Below are 14,663 nucleotides of genomic sequence, written 5' to 3'. Positions count from 1 at the left end.
CTACGACACAGCGTCCTTGAAAGTCGTCAACCACCGCGTGCTGAACATGCCTTTTCGTGTCTCGGCCATGCGGGCCTTGGGCGCACCCGTCAATGTGTTTGCGGCCGAATCGGTCATGGACGAGTTGGCCAACAGGCAAGGACAAGACCCCTTGGCGTTCAGACTGGCGCAACTGCGCGAACCGCGCCATGAACGGGCCGTGGCGGTGTTGCAAAAAGCCGCGCAGATGGCGCAATGGGCGCACTTACGAACCCCCGAGCGTCCCGAAGGCTGGGGCCGTGGCTTGGCGTATGCACGCTACAAAAACACCGGTGCGTATTGCGCGGTGGTGGTCGAGTTGGTGGTGGCCGAAAAAATCAAACTTCACAAACTGTGGATCGCCGCCGACTTGGGACGGGTTGTGGACGAGGCGGGGGCGGTCAACCAACTGGAAGGTGGCGCTTTGCAAGCGGCCAGTTGGGCCCTGTGCGAGGCGGCGCAGCTCAGCGCCCAAGGCATCGTTTCCAACGATTGGAGCCATTACCCGATTTTGAAGTTCAGCGAGATCCCCGAGGTCCAGGTCGGGCTGGTGCACCGACCAGAGCATGACTCGCTGGGCGCTGGCGAGTGCAGCTCGGGCCCCACCTGCGCCGCCATTGCAAACGCTGTTTTTGACGCCATCGGCGTGCGCGTGCGCCGCATGCCTTTCACCCCGGAAAATTTGTTACAAGCCATAGATGCCGATGGTTTGCCTTCCCATTCTTCACACACTTAAGAGAGAACAACATGCATGTATTGAGTGGCGGCGCAGCCGCAGCCGTGGTCCAAGGCGTTCAAGCCGAATTCGAACAAGCCACTGGCAGCCGCATCCAAGGCACCTTCAGCGCGGTCGGCATGATGCGCGACAAACTTTTAGGCGGTGCGCCCTGCGATGTGGTGATTTTGACCAAACCCCTGATTGAGCAACTGATCGCTTCGGGCCATGTGGTGCCTGGCAGTGCGCGCTCTTTGGGCTTGGTCAAAACCGGTGTGGCTGTGCGCAGCGGCACGCCCCACCCGCCCGTGAGCACACACGCCGAGCTGCACGCGGCCATGAGCGCGGCACAAGGCATTTACTTCCCAGACCCAGACAAAGCCACAGCGGGCATCCATTTCATGAGCGTGCTCAAGGCGCTGGGCGTCGATGAAAGCCTGCGCAGCAAATTCCGCGTCTTTCCCAACGGCGCAACCGCGATGGGCGAGATGGCCAAAAGCACGGCGGACGGTTTGATCGGCTGCACCCAAGTCACGGAGATCAACTACACCGAAGGCGTGGACTTGGTCGCCGTGCTGCCCCCCGAGTTCGAGCTGAGCACCGACTACACGCTGGGCATTTGCACCGCCAGCCAAAACCCTGAACACGCCCAGCGCTTGGCCGACTTGCTCAGCGGCAGCGCCTCAGAGGCGGTGCGCAGGCAAGGTGGGTTCGAATTCTGATAGGCCATTGACACCCAAGCAAGCGGGGCTTTGCACGCGCCTCAGGTGTTGGCGCGCTTCTTGAGCCAGCGCATCAGGCTCCCCACAACCGGCAGTTTTTCATACAGCTCTTCTGCCGCGTCCCAGTAATCGCGGTGCACCGTCACCAGGCCTTGGTCGTTAAACACCACATGGCTGGCACCACGAACAGCTTGCAGGGTGGTGGTGTCAAAGCGTTTGAACTTAAAACGAAACTCCCAAGACAAAAACGCCTGCTGCCCATCGACCAGTTGGCCTGTGATCACAAAGTGCGGCTGCTCAAGCGCCACGTACATGTGCCGAAAAATGCGTTCGATCTCGGGCAAGCCTTGGACCTCGTTGAAGGGGTCTTTGAAGCGGGCTTGCGCGTCGTAGACCGTTTGCAATTGCCCGACGCTTTGCGGCGACAGGGTTTCAAAAAATGTGGCCAGGTTTTCGGTGGCTTGTCGGCTGTTCATGCGTGGCTTTCTATGTGGGCTCAAAGCCCCGTGAACCGGCGCACCAGCGGAAAGTACAAGCGGTAAGGCAGCAGGCGCAGCAGCTTGAGCCAGAGTGTGAAGCGCTTGGGAAAATGGATGTCGAACTGGCCTTTGGCCCAACCCTTGAGCATGGCCGTTGCGGCCTGTTCGGGGCTGATCAGCGCGGGCATGGTGAACTGGTTTTGCGCCGTCAGTGGGGTGGCCACAAAGCCGGGGTTGACCACGCTCACGCCGATGCCTTGGTCTTGCAAGTCCATGTACAGCGTCTCGGCCAAGTGGGTGAGCGCCGCCTTGGTGGGGCCGTAGGCCAGGCCGTTGGGCAGGCCTCGCCAACCGGCCACACTGCTGAGCAAGCTGATGTGCCCGCTTTGGCGAGCCAACATGCTGGGCAACACCGCATCGATGACTTGCAGTGCGCCTTGGTAATTGACTTTGTCATGCTGCAACAAATCGTCGAGGTCGAGTGCGGTGGCGCGTTGGGCCCGGTAGTAACCGGCCGCGTAGACCACCATGTCCAGGGGGCCTTCGGCCAGCAGGGCGCGGGCCGTGGCTTTCACTTGCGCAGCGTCGCCCACGTCCAGCGCACGCCATTGCACGCCCGCATCTTGCGCAGCCCAGTCTTGCACGCCTTGTGGCTTGCGGGCCGACACCACGACTTCGGCCCCGGCCGCACGCAGCGCTTGCGCACAGGCCAGGCCAATGCCGGTGGACGCACCCACCAACCAAACCCGGCGGCCCCGCCATTGGGTGATGGGCGTGTTCAGTTGCAACCAACTGCGCGCTTCAGGGGCGGCAGGGGCAGCGCCTGGGCTGGCGGCTTCGGGGCTGGCGGTGTGGGCGTTCATCGGCATCAACCCGGTTGCGCGACCAAGGGCGTGCGGCGTGTGAACGACAAAGTGACCTCGCCCAGCTTGACGCCCCACTTGCTCATGGTGGCTTTGTTGAGCATGACGCGGTTGTCCATCAGGTACATCCAGTCGTCAAAGTCGACGTGCCAAACCCGACCGTCCACCGGCAGGGCCATGGTGTAGCCCCAACGAAACGCGTTGCCGCTGACCTGGCCCGTGGCCTCGCCCACCACGTCGTCGGCGCGCCCGGTGTAGCTGCCGTTGGGGCCCGCTTTGAGTTTCCAGATGCGGCGCTGGGTGGTCCCATCCGAATACACAAAGGCTTCGTCGAGCACGCCTTCATCGCCCGTCCAGCTGCAATCCATGACCACGGTGAAGCGCTTGACAACTTGGCCACTGCGGTCGGTGAACACGCCCCAAGCGTCCAGCGTGCCGTTGAAGTAGGTGCGCAGGTCCAGCAGCGGTTTTTCTTGCGCGTAGTTTTGCACTTGCGGTCCGGCGCAGCTGGCCAGAAACGGCAGGGCGGCCACGGTGGGCAGCGCGGCCAGGCGGGTGAGGGCGGTGCGGCGGTGGATCAGGGCGTTGTGGTGGCGCATGGGGGCTCCCGTTGTCAAACATCAAAGCGGCGTCATGCCGGAGGGTGGGCCGTTTCGGGCCCCAAAATCAAATCGGGTCGGCGCATCAAGCCCAGATACAAAGCCAAGCCCGCCAGCAACTTGAGCACACAAGGCAGCAGGCCATAGGCCAAGCCCAAGGCCAGCACAGCGTCGGCATCTTGGCGGCCCGGCGCATAACCCCACACACTCAAGAGCGGCAAAGACAAGCCTGCGGCCAACGCCAAATTGAGTTTGGTGGCCAGATTCCACCAGCCCATGAATGCGCCGTCTGTGCGGCCACGCTCACCGCAGCGGTCGATCAGTTGGTTGAGCAGCGCGCCGGGCACGGTCAGGTCGGCGCCCAGCGCCATGCCCGACAAAGCGCAGACCACCAAAAAGCCCGTGGTGTCGCCCGCGCCCAGCGTGACCACGCTGACAAAAGCCAAGACGGACAAAGCCATGCCGCTGGCCCAGGTGCGCAACAGACCGATGCGGTCAATCACCTTGAGCCACAGCGGGAACGACAAGGCCCCGGCTGCGAAATACAAGCCCAAAAACAAAGGCTCCATGGCCTGGGGCGCTTGCAAACGGTCTTGCACAAAAAACAGCACCAGCGTGGCAGGCACGGCGCTGGCCAAGCCGTTGAGCATGAAAACCATCAGCAGGCGGCGAAAGCCCGCGTGACGCCACGGTTGCCAGAGGCTGGCGGCCTGTGCATCGGCAAGCGCGCCGGGCATCTCAGCGACAGCCGAAGCCGCCGCGCTGCGTGCCATGCGCTGCCAAGTGAACAAACCCAGCGCCAGCATGAGCACCAGCAAAGCGGTGGTCCACGCCCAGCCCCAAAGGGCGGGCAGGGCCGACGCCAGCAACACGCCCACCAGGGCGAAGCCTTCGCGCCAAGCCACCCAACGGCTTTGCGCAATGCCCCCGCCGCCTTGTCGCGCAGCCCAGGCCTGGTGCAAGATGCCCAAGCCGCTGTAAGCCAAGTGGCTGAGCGTGAGCGCGCCACCCACCCAGACCAGCAACCCCGTGGGCGACAAAGCCGCTGCGGGCGGAAAAAACAAGGCTGCAAATCCCAACGCCACGGCCAGCGCCAACCCCATCGCGGCCAGCCAAACCGCCTGCCACGAATGGCGGTACAAGCGGTCGCCCCATCGGCCCAGCCAAGGGTCTGCGATCGCGTCGATGCTGCGGCTGAGCAACAGCACAGCACCCAAAGCGGCCAGTGTCACGCCGTATTGCTGGGCATACAGATTGGGCAAATGCACATAAACCGGCAAAGCCACAAAGGCCAAGGGCAAGCCCAACAAGCCATAAGCAGCGAAGGCCTGGCGCGGCATCTTGGCCGCAGCCGTGGGGCTTGCCACGCTCATGGCGACAGGCCTTGCAGCAGTTGCGCCCGCATCTTGGGCTCAGACGTGCGTTCGTCCAGCCAAATGCCAAAGAACAAACGCGCAAAGTCCGGGTCTTTCACCACACCCACACGCCGGCCATTGACCCAAAATTCGGCCCCAACGCCCGGCAGGTTGATGCCGGTGATGCGCTCGCCCGCCGCCACATCGGGAAACAGCGCTTGCATGGCGGCCAGCCAAGTTTGCGCCTGGGCCTCACTGAAGCTGCCCACGCGCCGCATCTCGTCGATCGAGCGGCTGGCAATGGCCCCGCCTTCGAGGCGGCGCAAATACTGCAGCTCCAGCGCATACGAAAACTGCGCAGCTTGGCTGAAGCGAAAACCCGGCGGGGTCCACAAGCGGGCGTCGTACACCTCAAAACCCCAAACCCGCAAGCGCACAGGCGCGGTGGGCACCACGCCGCTCAAGGCCGCCATTTCGGGGCGTTGGCCTGCGGCCTTGGGGCCGACAGCGTCAGGGCTGTTGGCTTGCGCAGGTGCCGCGCTCAGCAGCGCACCGGCCAGCACCACAGCCCCCACTGCCAGCGAGCGGCCAGGGCGCCGCCACCAAGCCCAAGTGCTGTTCAGTGTGGTATTTGGTGAAGTGTTCGGGGCGTTGTGCATGCGCATCAAGCCGGTTTGGCCAAGGTGAACTGGATCACGTCGATGTTGGCCTCGTCAAAGGCGGCTTCGCAATACGCAAGGTAAAAAGCCCACAAGCGGATGAAGCGATCGTCAAACTTGAGCGTTCGCACCGTGTCGAGCTGCGACATGAAGCTCTCGCGCCAGCGGCGCAGGGTTTCGGCGTAATCGGGGCCGAAGTTCAGCTCATCGACCACCTGCAAGCCCGCGGCTTGGGCCTGCTTGCGGAACTCGCCGGGGCTGGGCAAACAGCCGCCCGGAAAGATGTACTGCTGAATGAAGTCGGTCGATTGCAGGTAGCGTTCAAAAAACCGGTCGTCGATGGTGATGCTCTGCACGCAAGCGCGGCCACCGGGCTTGAGCATGCGGCTGATGGTCTGAAAGTAGGTGGGCCAGTATTCCTGGCCCACGGCCTCGATCATCTCGATCGAGCACACCGCGTCGTAAGGCCCATCGCTGATGTCGCGGTAATCCTGCAAACGCAAATCCGCGCGGGCCTGCACGCCGTGCGATTGCATGCGGGCGTTGGCGAATGCCAGCTGCTCGGTGGACAAGGTCACGCCGGTGATGTGCGCGCCAAACTCGGTGGTGGCCGCTTCGGCCAAAGCGCCCCAGCCGCAACCGATTTCCAGCACCCGGTCACCGGGCTGGACGTTCACCATGCGCAGGGCGCGGCGCACTTTGGCTTTCTGGGCCTCGGCCATGTCTTGGGTGTGGTCGCCATCGAACCAGGCCGACGAGTAATTCATCGTGCCATCCAGCCACAGCTCGTAAAAAGCGTTGCCCAAGTCGTAATGGGCGTGGATGTTTTTGCGGCTGTTGCTGCGGTTGTTGCGGTTGAGCAGGTGCTTGATGCGGTAGGCCAAGCGCCCCAGCCAGTGGCCGTAAATGGCGCTTTCAATGTGGTCACGGTTGGCGATGGTCAAGCGCAACAGGCCGGCCAGGTCGGGCGTGGTCCAGTCGCCGGCCATGTAGCCCTCGGCAAAACCAATGTCGCCCGATTTGAGCACTTGGGCGCACATGTCCCAGCGGTGGATGTGCAGGGCCGCAAACGGGGCCTCGTGCGTGCCAAAGACCTGGTTGTTGCCATCGGGCGCGTGCACCGTGAGTGTGCCAATTTTCAGGCGACTCAAAAGGCTCAACAGGCGTGCCGCGGCTTTGGGCAAGCTGGTGTGCGGGATGGTAGCGGCGCTGGCGCGTGTGCCCATCGCTTGGGGGTTGTCGGCGGTTTTCATGGAAGGCGGCATCCGGTGGGGTCCAGTGTTCATCGGGTCACAAAATCTCGGGGGGGTTCAGGCTTGCGCCAGAACGGTACTTTTTTCAGCCACAGCAAGAGTGCATGCCAGTGTATGCGGGCCACAACGCCCAAGGTAAGCAGCGGAAAGCGCCACATGACGCGACGCAAAGCGGCTGCGGTGGCGGGCTCAAGCACGCCACTCCAACTGGTGTCGATCAGCGGACCGTCGGCGTCGGCGTGGTCCACACGCGCCACGATGCGGTCTTGCCCGGCGTGCTGCGTGCGCATGAAGCGAAAACGGTACTCACCTTGCACATCGCAAAAGGGCGAGACATGGAACACCTTGTTGGCCAGCATGGTCTGGCCGTAGTGCGGCTCGGGCAGCAGATAGCAATGGCGCTCGCCAAAGGTGTTGTTCACCTCGGCCACGATGGCCGCAAGGCTGCCGTCGGCGCGGTGCGCGTACCAAAAGCTCACGGGCTTAAAAGCATGGCCCAGCACACGGGGAAACGCTTGCAGCCAGACCTCACCCTTGGCATCCAGAATGCCTTCTCGCTGCAGCAGTTCATCGAGCCAGGCCAAGGCGCCGCCGGTTTCTGCCGGGCGGCCGTCGCCGTGGTCGGCATCGTGAAAGGCAAACCAGGCGCGGCGGTTTATGGCCAGATCGGTGGCAAAACCAGGGGCTTGCAAGCGGCGCATGGGCAGCATCAAGAACGCTGTCGGGTAGGCGAAGGCATGGTGGGCGGGGCGGTGGCGCGTGTGGCGCACCTGCCCCCAACCCATGAGCGCGGTGGGGGGCGTCATGCCGCCAATTTGTCTTGCACGGGGTGCGCCTGCTCGTGGATCTGTTTGAGCAGGGCACGGCACACTTGCAGACCCGACTTGAGGCCGTCTTCGTGAAAGCCGTAACCCGTCCAGGCACCGGCGTACCAAGTGTGCTGTTGGCCTTGCAGCAAGGGCAAACGCTTTTGCGCCTCGATGGCGGCCAGGTCAAACACCGGGTGGGCGTAGTCGTATTCGCCCACGATGGTGGCCGGGTCAATGGCTTGCAGGGGGTTGAGCGACACCACCACCGGCTGCTCAAACGGGATGCGTTGCAAACGGTTGAGCAAATAGTGCAAGCAAACCCGTGAAGATTCGCGTTCGCTGCTGGCGGCGCGTTCGTAATTCCAAGCGGCCCAGGTCTTGGGGTTGGCGGGCAACACGCTGGCGTCGGTGTGCAGCACAGCGCGGTTGTCTTGGTAACGGATGGCGCCCAGCAAACTGCGCTCTTCGGCGCTGGGCTCGCGCAAGATGCTCAGCGCTTGGTCGGTGTGGGTGGCGATCACCACTTGGTCGAAGCGCTCGGCATGCCCGTCGGTGATGATGCGCACACCTTGCTGGTCGCGCTCGATCAAGCGCACGGGCGTGTTCAGGCGTTTGTCCGGGATGTTGGCCAGGATTTTGTCCACGTAATGTTTGGCACCACCCACCACACTGAACCACTGCGGGCGGTTGGTCACCTGGATCAGGCCGTGGTTGTGGCAAAACCGGATCATGGTGGCCACCGGAAACTGCAGCATTTGATCGGTCGGGCAGCTCCAGATGCAACCCAGCATGGGCAAGAAATACCAGTCGCGAAACGGCTCGCTGAACTTGTGCGTGCGCAAAAAATCTGACAGTGGCTGCTGCAGCTCTTTTTCGCGCTGATCTTTGGCGATGCGTGTGCACAGCGCGTTGAAACGCATCACATCGGCCAACATGCGCCAAAAGCGCGGGTTGACCAAATTGCCGCGTTGGGCAAACACGCTGTTCAGGTCGGTGCCGCTCCACTCCAAAGTTTTACCATTGCGCGCGCCCGGCACCTTGACCGAAAACGACATGTCCGACGCCGCAGTCTCGACCTGCAGCTCGGCAAACAGGTTGATCAGGTTGGGGTAGGTGCGTTCGTTGAACACCAAAAAACCTGTGTCCACGCCGTGCGTGAGCGGGCCCTGCGGCGTGGGCAGCGTCACATCCACCGTGTGGGTGTGGCCGCCAAAGTAGTCGCCCGCCTCGAACACGGTGATGTCGGCGTGGTCTTTCAGGGTGTGGGCTGCGGCCAAGCCCGAAATGCCAGAACCCACAATGGCCAGCTTCATGCGGCGGCCCATGCCTTGGTGAACGTCTTGACTCATGGCTTGGCTTTCAAGGCCAGGTCAATGGCAGAGATCAAGGTTTTGCTGTCCGGTCCAGTGAGGCTGCTGTATTGGTCAATGACCCGGCCGTCACGGCCGATCAGGTATTTGTGAAAGTTCCAGCGTGGCTGCTGACCGGTTTGCGCCGCGAGCTGTTTGAACAGCGGCGCAGCACCGGCGCCCGTGACCTGGGTTTTGGTGAACATCGGGAACTTCACGCCAAAGGTGCTCTCGCAAAAGTCGGCGATGTCTTTGTTGCTGCCCTTTTCTTGAGAAAAGTCGTTGGACGGAAAGCCCAGCACCACCAAGCCTTGGCTTTTGTAGCCCGTGTTCAGCTTCTCCAGGCCTTTGTATTGGGGGGTGAAACCACAAAAACTGGCGGTGTTGACCACCAGCACCACTTGGCCGGCATACTGGCACAGCGACTGTGGTTTTTCGTCTTGCAAGCGGTCAAACGTGTGGTTCAGGATGGCAGGGCAAGCCACGGCGGCGGTGCCCTTGGCAGGGCTGGCCTGCGCCACTTCCAAGCCCAATCCCAGCACAGCAGCCAACAAAGCCATGGACAGCCCGGCGCCCCATTTATTTACCCAAGAGTGGTTCATTTGCACTTCAAAATTCATTTTGTGACCGATCAGTTTAGACTTCTTTGGCCAGATTGTCACGCCAACCCCTTTTTCATTGGAGAAGTGCATGCCCAAGCCCTCGGGTTATAAAGGAAACAAGCAGGACTTGCCACAGAAACCCTGTGCAGTCTGCGGCCGCGCCATGTCATGGCGCAAAAGCTGGGCCAAAAACTGGGACAGCGTGTTGTACTGCAGCGACCGCTGCCGTGCCGACAAGGCCAAAGCCCCCCGCCCCTGACCCGCCCACCCTGAACGCCCTCATGAAAGACAAGGCATGACACGTCACCTGATTTTGGTTTTGGGCGACCAGCTCGGCTGGGACAACCCGGCCTTGGCCGACTTTGACCCCGCTCAAGACCGGCTCTTGATGATCGAGGCCGACAGCGAGGCCGATGAAGTCTGGAACCACCAGGCCCGGATCGCGATTTTCTTGTCGGGCATGCGGCATTTTGCCAACGAAGCACACCGCCGCCGCTGGCCCTGCACCTATATGAAGGCGGACGACACCGAGCTGCCCCCGGACTATGCAGGGCGCTTGGCCCGGGCCTTGAGCACCGAGCCGCCCCAAGCCCTGGTGGTGATGGAAGCCGGGGCCTGGCGCATGGAGCGACTGATCGAAGACGCCGCGGCGCAGGCCCAGGTACTGCTGCGCTGGGTGAGCGACACGCACTTTTTGTGCAGCCGCGCCGAGTTTGCCAAGTGGGCAGGCGACAAAAAAGAGCTGCGCATGGAGTTCTTTTACCGTGAGATGCGCAAACGCCACGGCATCCTGATGGAAGGCAAAGAGCCGATTGGCGGGCAATGGAATTTTGATGCCGAGAACCGCAAAGGCTTTGGCGCCAAAGGCCCGGGCACCGTGCCCCCGACCGCCCGCTTTGCGCCTGACCGCGTGACGCAAGACGTGATCGCACTGGTTCGCACGCGCTATGCCGGCCACCCCGGCACGCTCGACCACTTTGCCTGGCCCGTGACTCGGGAGGACGCGCTGATGGCTTTGCAGCACTTCATCGACCAGCGCCTCGAAAACTTTGGTGCCTGGCAAGACGCCATGTGGACCACGCTGCCCTTTGGCTGGCACGCGCTGGTGGGCAGCAGCCTGAACCTGCATTTGCTCCACCCGCGTGAGGTGATCGTCGCGGCGGAGCAGGCTTACCACGCGCGCCACTTGCCACTGGCGAGTGTCGAGGGCTTCATCCGCCAAGTGCTGGGCTGGCGCGAGTTCATTCGCGGTGTGTATTGGCTGGACATGCCCCACATGGCAGAAGCCAACCACTACGGCCACAGCCGCGACCTGCCCAAGTGGTACTGGACGGGTGAGACGCACATGGCCTGCATGCAAGCCACCATCGGCCAAAGCCTGCAACACGGCTACGCGCACCACATCCAGCGCCTCATGGTGACAGGGCAGTTTGCGGTGCTGGCCGGGCTGTCACCGCAGCAGGTCAGCGCCTGGTACCGCGCCATGTACGTCGACGCGGTCGAATGGGTGGAAACGCCCAACACCCTGGGCATGGCCTTGCACGCGAACGGCGGGCGCTTCACCAGCAAACCCTATGTGGCCAGCGGCCAGTACATCAGCCGCATGAGCAACTACTGCAAAGGCTGCCGCTACCAACCCGAGGTGCGCAGCGGCCCCAACGCTTGCCCCATGACCACGCTGTACTGGGACTTTTTGATCCGGCACGAACAAGACTTTGCCGGCAACCCGCGCACCGCGCTCATGGTCAAGCATGTGAGCCGAATGAGCGAAGAAGACAAAACGCAAATTCGGGCGCAGGCGGATGCGACGCGGGAAGGGCTGGACGGGGTGTGAGCTCCGCCTCACTTGCGCCGGCTGATTTGCTGGAGCACATGCTGCTTGAACGCTTGGGCCAGAGGCGACAGTTTTTTGCCAGCCGGGTAGACAATGTGCCACGCTGAGGGCAGGGGAAAGCCCTGCACATCGATCACGCTGACGCCGTTTTCTTTTTGATGCCCATGCAAAGCGTGGCGCGAGACCACACCCACGCCCAAGCCACCGGCCACCGACTCCTTGATGGCTTCGTTGCTGCCCAACTCCAGCCGCACATCGGGGCGGAACTTCATCTGCCGAAAAAACTGGTCAGCGGCCATGCGGGTACCAGAGCCTTTTTCGCGGAAGATGAAGCGCCGCTCAGCCAACTCTTGCAAAGGCACGGCGCTGCGCTTGGCCAGCGGGTCGGACGTGGGCGCGATCACCACAATCGGGTTGGGCATGAAGGCCTCGTCGCCAAGGTCCATGTCTTTGGGCGGCATGGACATGATGTACAGGTCGTCCAGGTTGTCACGCAAGCGTTGCACCACGCCGTCGCGGTTCAAAATTTCCAGTGACACGTCAATGGCCGGATGCCGCTTGCAAAAGCTGCCGATCAGGTGCGGCATGAAGTACTTGGCCGTGCTCACCACCGCCACCCGCAGCTTGCCGCGCGACAAGCCCTTGGCGGCGTCCACGTTTTGTTCAAACGCATCCCAGGTGTGCGCCACGGCGCGGGCGGTCTGCGCCAGTTCTTGGCCTACCTCGGTCAGGTAGAGTTTTTTGCCCACCAGCTCGTACAGCGGCAAACCCACGGATTCGCTGATGTCCTTGAGCTGCATCGAGGCCGTGGGCTGGGTGACGTGCATCACTTTGGCTGCGGCGCTGACGCTGCCGGTTTCGGCCAAGGCCAGAAACAATCGCAATTGACGGAAGCTGACGTTCATAGACTTTTATCTATATTCAAGGGTTGAAGAATCGATTTTACAAGTGTCACGTCCGTTTCTATGATCGGCGCAAGGAACACCCCCATGCAAAATCTGATCGACCCGGCCATCCTCTTTTTCATCTTCGGCGTGCTGGCCGGCACCGTCAAATCCAACCTCGAGATCCCGCCCGCCATCTCCCGCTTTTTATCGCTCTACCTGTTGATGGCCCTGGGCCTGAAAGGCGGTTTTGCGCTGTCGCAATCGGGCCTGACGGCCAGCGTGGGCATCAGCCTGGCGGCTGCGGTGGCACTGGCCATCGTCATCCCACTCATCGGTTACGCCGTGCTGCGGCGCTTTGTCTCGGGTTTTGACGCAGCGGCCGTGGCCGCCACTTACGGCTCGGTGAGCGCGGTGACCTTTGTCACGGCGGTTCAGACGCTGGAGAACCAAGGCGTGCCTTATGGCGGACACATGGCCGCGGCCATGGCCTTGATGGAGTCACCCGCCATCATTCTGGCGGTGGTGTTGGCCAATTCATTGCGGCAAAAACAGGCCTCGGGCGTGGTGTCGCAAGCGGGCGGCGAGGCCGCACTGGCTGGGCCTGCCGCGCCTGCCGCGCCTGCTGGGGCGTCGGTGGGCAAAATCTTGCACGAGTCCTTCACCGATGGCGCGCAGTTGCTGCTGCTGGGGGCCATGGTGATCGGGCTGATCACTGGCGAGTCCGGACAAGCGGCGATGGCACCCTTTTCGGTGGACCTCTTCAAAGGCATGCTCGCGTTCTTTTTGCTGGACATGGGCTTGATGGCGGCGCGAAACCTGCCACAAGTCAAGGGCCAGTCGCCCGTGCTGGTCGCTTATGCGGTGATCGGCCCCATCGTTCATGCGACGCTGGCCTTGGGTCTGGCGGTTGTCTTGAATCTGGGCGCGGGCGACGGGGCCTTGCTCATGGTGTTGGCGGCCAGTGCGTCCTATATCGCCGTACCCGCCGTGCTGCGCACCGCCTTGCCCGAAGCCAAGCCTGCACTGTATTTCGGCCTGAGTTTGGGTTTGACCTTTCCGCTGAACATCGTGTTGGGCATACCGGCCTATTTGGCGGTGGCGCAAGCGGTGCTGAGCTGAGCTCGCAGGTCGGGTGGCAAGCCATTGGTTCGCCACAGAGAAGTCTTCAACTCAAGGCTTGTGGTGCGTCTTTTGTAGGTCGGCGCCTTCAAGTCCGACGTGCGGCCGATCAACCACCGCCCTTTGAAAAAATGCGGCGCTCTAAGCGGACGAAACATCTGACCCCAAAGGCCAGACCTGCGAGGAATGGCTGAAATCAAAGCACCCATGCAAACACCATGGGGTCGGGCCAACAACAAGCTTACGTGGCCACACCTTGCTGGCGCGCATCTAGGCTACAGGGTTTTGGTCAACAGGCGTCTTTTCAAACCTTTCCCGAATGACAGCATGGTTTTTAGCGCACAGGCGATCAGCATCGACTAGACTGAATTGCCTTGGCGTCACCCCTTCGAGGACGCCTCTTGTTTCGGTTTTGGCCACGCCAAAGCTCTCACCTCTTTATTGAACAAGGAAATTCACCGGATGATTTGGGCAGACACCTCCCTTTCTCGACACACCCTGACACGCACCATCGCCAGCTGCCTTTTGGCCGCCATGGGTGCACTGACTGCGCCCATGACGCTGGCACAAAGCACGTCTGCCGCCAGCATGGTGAGCGTCAAGGGTCCTATTTTGAACATGCGCAGTGGCCCAGGCACCCAACACGACATCCTCTGGGAACTGAAAAAAGGCTACCCGCTGCAAGTGCAAAAACGCCAAGGCCGTTGGCTGAAAGTGCGTGATTTCGAAGGCGACTCGGGCTGGGTCGCCCATGCCCTGACGGCACGCTCACCTCATCACATCGTGAAGTCCAAGGCCGCCAACGTGCGCAGCAGCCCCAGCACACAAGGCCGCATCGTTGGCAAAGCCCAATACGGCGAACTGGTTCGCACCCAAGAAAAGCGGGCGGGTTGGGTGCGCGTCGAGCGCGCCGATGGCCCGAACGGCTGGATCTCTAAAAAGCTGCTTTGGGGTTGGTGATCACCGCGCTCGGTGCGGTGCTGGGGCCGAATACAGTCCCGCTCAAGACTTGCGCTCGCGGCCCACTTTGGCCATCAAGGCCTGGACTTGTTCATCGCTGAGGTTGAATTCGGTTTTGAGGCTTTCCAATTGCCGCCGCTCCTGCTCGCTGAGCACACCATCCGACATGGCCTCGCGCAGCTCAGCCTCAAAAATCACCTTGCGCCGAGCCAACTGATTTGAAAACGCTGAAGCCACGATACCGGTCAGCATGGCCACCGTGCAAACACCCATGAAGGCGGTGACGATGCTGATGGCCTTGCCCACCCAGGTCACGGGCGACACATCGCCGTAACCCACGGTGGTCAAGGTGATGACCGCCCAATAAATAGCGTCCGGGATGGAGGCAAATTTATCAGGTTGGTGTTCGTTTTCCGCAAAGTACATCAAGCTGGACGAAA

Annotated in this window: 17 protein-coding genes; 6 read left to right on the top strand and 11 right to left on the bottom strand. The window is 61.9% G+C overall.

Annotated features, from left to right (window positions below; all coding sequences use genetic code 11):
* Together Q0341_RS06640 and Q0341_RS06635 are read left to right on the top strand one after the other, a co-directional pair.
* Nucleotides 1-754, top strand: a 754-nt coding sequence (locus Q0341_RS06640) for a molybdopterin cofactor-binding domain-containing protein (protein ID WP_299511363.1), incomplete at its 5' end; no start/stop codon positions are given.
* An 11-nt stretch (nt 755-765) separates the two neighbouring features.
* Complete coding sequence (locus Q0341_RS06635) at nt 766-1,455, top strand: substrate-binding domain-containing protein (RefSeq protein ID WP_299511362.1); 690 nt, start codon at nt 766-768, stop codon at nt 1,453-1,455.
* A gap of 41 nt (nt 1,456-1,496) precedes the next feature.
* Here Q0341_RS06635 and Q0341_RS06630 read toward each other — a convergent pair whose 3' ends face one another.
* From Q0341_RS06630 to Q0341_RS06590, 9 genes are all read right to left on the bottom strand, one after another.
* Nucleotides 1,497-1,931 carry a nuclear transport factor 2 family protein gene (locus tag Q0341_RS06630; RefSeq protein ID WP_299511361.1) on the bottom strand — a complete coding sequence of 145 codons (435 nt, stop codon included), beginning with the start codon at nt 1,929-1,931 and terminating at the stop codon, nt 1,497-1,499.
* 20 nt (nt 1,932-1,951) lie between these two features.
* Nucleotides 1,952-2,722 carry an SDR family NAD(P)-dependent oxidoreductase gene (locus Q0341_RS06625; protein ID WP_299511365.1) on the bottom strand — a complete coding sequence of 257 codons (771 nt, stop codon included), beginning with the start codon at nt 2,720-2,722 and terminating at the stop codon, nt 1,952-1,954.
* Between the two features lie 80 nt (nt 2,723-2,802).
* Nucleotides 2,803-3,396 (bottom strand): DUF3833 domain-containing protein, encoded by a 594-nt coding sequence (locus Q0341_RS06620; protein WP_299511359.1) that lies wholly within the window; start codon nt 3,394-3,396, stop codon nt 2,803-2,805.
* A gap of 32 nt (nt 3,397-3,428) precedes the next feature.
* Nucleotides 3,429-4,769, bottom strand: a complete 1,341-nt coding sequence (locus Q0341_RS06615) for an MFS transporter (RefSeq protein ID WP_299511358.1) — start codon at nt 4,767-4,769, stop codon at nt 3,429-3,431.
* Nucleotides 4,766-5,410 carry a chalcone isomerase family protein gene (locus tag Q0341_RS06610; protein ID WP_299511357.1) on the bottom strand — a complete coding sequence of 215 codons (645 nt, stop codon included), beginning with the start codon at nt 5,408-5,410 and terminating at the stop codon, nt 4,766-4,768. Before Q0341_RS06610 ends, Q0341_RS06615 begins: the two co-directional genes overlap by 4 nt.
* Before the next feature lie 5 nt (nt 5,411-5,415).
* Complete coding sequence (locus Q0341_RS06605) at nt 5,416-6,663, bottom strand: cyclopropane-fatty-acyl-phospholipid synthase family protein (RefSeq protein ID WP_299511355.1); 1,248 nt, start codon at nt 6,661-6,663, stop codon at nt 5,416-5,418.
* Between the two features lie 29 nt (nt 6,664-6,692).
* The gene (locus Q0341_RS06600) at nt 6,693-7,469 is read right to left on the bottom strand and encodes a DUF1365 domain-containing protein (RefSeq protein WP_299511353.1); all 777 of its coding nucleotides are present in this window, start codon (nt 7,467-7,469) and stop codon (nt 6,693-6,695) included.
* Nucleotides 7,466-8,785, bottom strand: coding sequence for an FAD-dependent oxidoreductase (locus Q0341_RS06595; RefSeq protein ID WP_299511364.1), 1,320 nt, complete (start codon nt 8,783-8,785; stop codon nt 7,466-7,468). Before Q0341_RS06595 ends, Q0341_RS06600 begins: the two co-directional genes overlap by 4 nt.
* Before the next feature lie 32 nt (nt 8,786-8,817).
* Nucleotides 8,818-9,423: a glutathione peroxidase gene (locus tag Q0341_RS06590; RefSeq protein WP_299511352.1), complete on the bottom strand. Its 606-nt coding sequence runs from the start codon at nt 9,421-9,423 to the stop codon at nt 8,818-8,820.
* 88 nt (nt 9,424-9,511) lie between these two features.
* On the opposite strand from Q0341_RS06590, the gene Q0341_RS06585 reads away from it, so the two are divergent.
* Together Q0341_RS06585 and Q0341_RS06580 are read left to right on the top strand one after the other, a co-directional pair.
* Nucleotides 9,512-9,682, top strand: a complete 171-nt coding sequence (locus Q0341_RS06585) for a DUF2256 domain-containing protein (protein WP_299511351.1) — start codon at nt 9,512-9,514, stop codon at nt 9,680-9,682.
* Nucleotides 9,683-9,718: 36 nt separating this feature from the next.
* Nucleotides 9,719-11,257 carry a cryptochrome/photolyase family protein gene (locus tag Q0341_RS06580; RefSeq protein WP_299511350.1) on the top strand — a complete coding sequence of 513 codons (1,539 nt, stop codon included), beginning with the start codon at nt 9,719-9,721 and terminating at the stop codon, nt 11,255-11,257.
* A gap of 8 nt (nt 11,258-11,265) precedes the next feature.
* Here the strand turns inward: Q0341_RS06580 and Q0341_RS06575 are convergent, their stop codons facing one another.
* Nucleotides 11,266-12,162, bottom strand: coding sequence for a LysR family transcriptional regulator (locus Q0341_RS06575; protein WP_299511349.1), 897 nt, complete (start codon nt 12,160-12,162; stop codon nt 11,266-11,268).
* A gap of 84 nt (nt 12,163-12,246) precedes the next feature.
* Here Q0341_RS06575 and Q0341_RS06570 point away from each other — a divergent pair, with 84 nt between their 5' ends.
* Both Q0341_RS06570 and Q0341_RS06565 read left to right on the top strand, forming a co-directional pair.
* Nucleotides 12,247-13,263 carry a sodium-dependent bicarbonate transport family permease gene (locus tag Q0341_RS06570; protein ID WP_299511347.1) on the top strand — a complete coding sequence of 339 codons (1,017 nt, stop codon included), beginning with the start codon at nt 12,247-12,249 and terminating at the stop codon, nt 13,261-13,263.
* Between the two features lie 462 nt (nt 13,264-13,725).
* Nucleotides 13,726-14,223 (top strand): SH3 domain-containing protein, encoded by a 498-nt coding sequence (locus Q0341_RS06565; RefSeq protein ID WP_299511346.1) that lies wholly within the window; start codon nt 13,726-13,728, stop codon nt 14,221-14,223.
* Between the two features lie 42 nt (nt 14,224-14,265).
* On the opposite strand, the gene Q0341_RS06560 is transcribed toward Q0341_RS06565, so the two are convergent.
* Nucleotides 14,266-14,663 (bottom strand): ion channel (locus Q0341_RS06560; protein ID WP_299511345.1); only part of this gene is annotated, 398 nt, incomplete at its 5' end.

It is taken from the genome of uncultured Limnohabitans sp. (genome assembly GCF_937889215.1).
In the GTDB taxonomy this organism is placed as follows: Bacteria; Pseudomonadota; Gammaproteobacteria; order Burkholderiales; family Burkholderiaceae_C; genus Limnohabitans_A.
This window is presented reverse-complemented; position numbering and strand designations above follow the sequence as displayed.

Excerpts from the sequence above, each read along its gene's own strand:
- Q0341_RS06590 (WP_299511352.1), bottom strand. The coding sequence starts at position 9,423 with ATGAACCACTCTTGGGTAAATAAATGGGGCGCCGGGCTGTCCATGGCT.
- Q0341_RS06580 (WP_299511350.1), top strand. The coding sequence starts at position 9,719 with ATGACACGTCACCTGATTTTGGTTTTGGGCGACCAGCTCGGCTGGGAC.
- Q0341_RS06600 (WP_299511353.1), bottom strand. The coding sequence starts at position 7,469 with ATGACGCCCCCCACCGCGCTCATGGGTTGGGGGCAGGTGCGCCACACG.
- Q0341_RS06575 (WP_299511349.1), bottom strand. The coding sequence starts at position 12,162 with ATGAACGTCAGCTTCCGTCAATTGCGATTGTTTCTGGCCTTGGCCGAA.
- Q0341_RS06615 (WP_299511358.1), bottom strand. The coding sequence starts at position 4,769 with ATGAGCGTGGCAAGCCCCACGGCTGCGGCCAAGATGCCGCGCCAGGCC.
- Q0341_RS06585 (WP_299511351.1), top strand. The coding sequence starts at position 9,512 with ATGCCCAAGCCCTCGGGTTATAAAGGAAACAAGCAGGACTTGCCACAG.
- Q0341_RS06595 (WP_299511364.1), bottom strand. The coding sequence starts at position 8,785 with ATGAAGCTGGCCATTGTGGGTTCTGGCATTTCGGGCTTGGCCGCAGCC.
- Q0341_RS06630 (WP_299511361.1), bottom strand. The coding sequence starts at position 1,931 with ATGAACAGCCGACAAGCCACCGAAAACCTGGCCACATTTTTTGAAACC.
- Q0341_RS06605 (WP_299511355.1), bottom strand. The coding sequence starts at position 6,663 with ATGAAAACCGCCGACAACCCCCAAGCGATGGGCACACGCGCCAGCGCC.
- Q0341_RS06570 (WP_299511347.1), top strand. The coding sequence starts at position 12,247 with ATGCAAAATCTGATCGACCCGGCCATCCTCTTTTTCATCTTCGGCGTG.
- Q0341_RS06635 (WP_299511362.1), top strand. The coding sequence starts at position 766 with ATGCATGTATTGAGTGGCGGCGCAGCCGCAGCCGTGGTCCAAGGCGTT.
- Q0341_RS06610 (WP_299511357.1), bottom strand. The coding sequence starts at position 5,410 with ATGCACAACGCCCCGAACACTTCACCAAATACCACACTGAACAGCACT.
- Q0341_RS06565 (WP_299511346.1), top strand. The coding sequence starts at position 13,726 with ATGATTTGGGCAGACACCTCCCTTTCTCGACACACCCTGACACGCACC.
- Q0341_RS06620 (WP_299511359.1), bottom strand. The coding sequence starts at position 3,396 with ATGCGCCACCACAACGCCCTGATCCACCGCCGCACCGCCCTCACCCGC.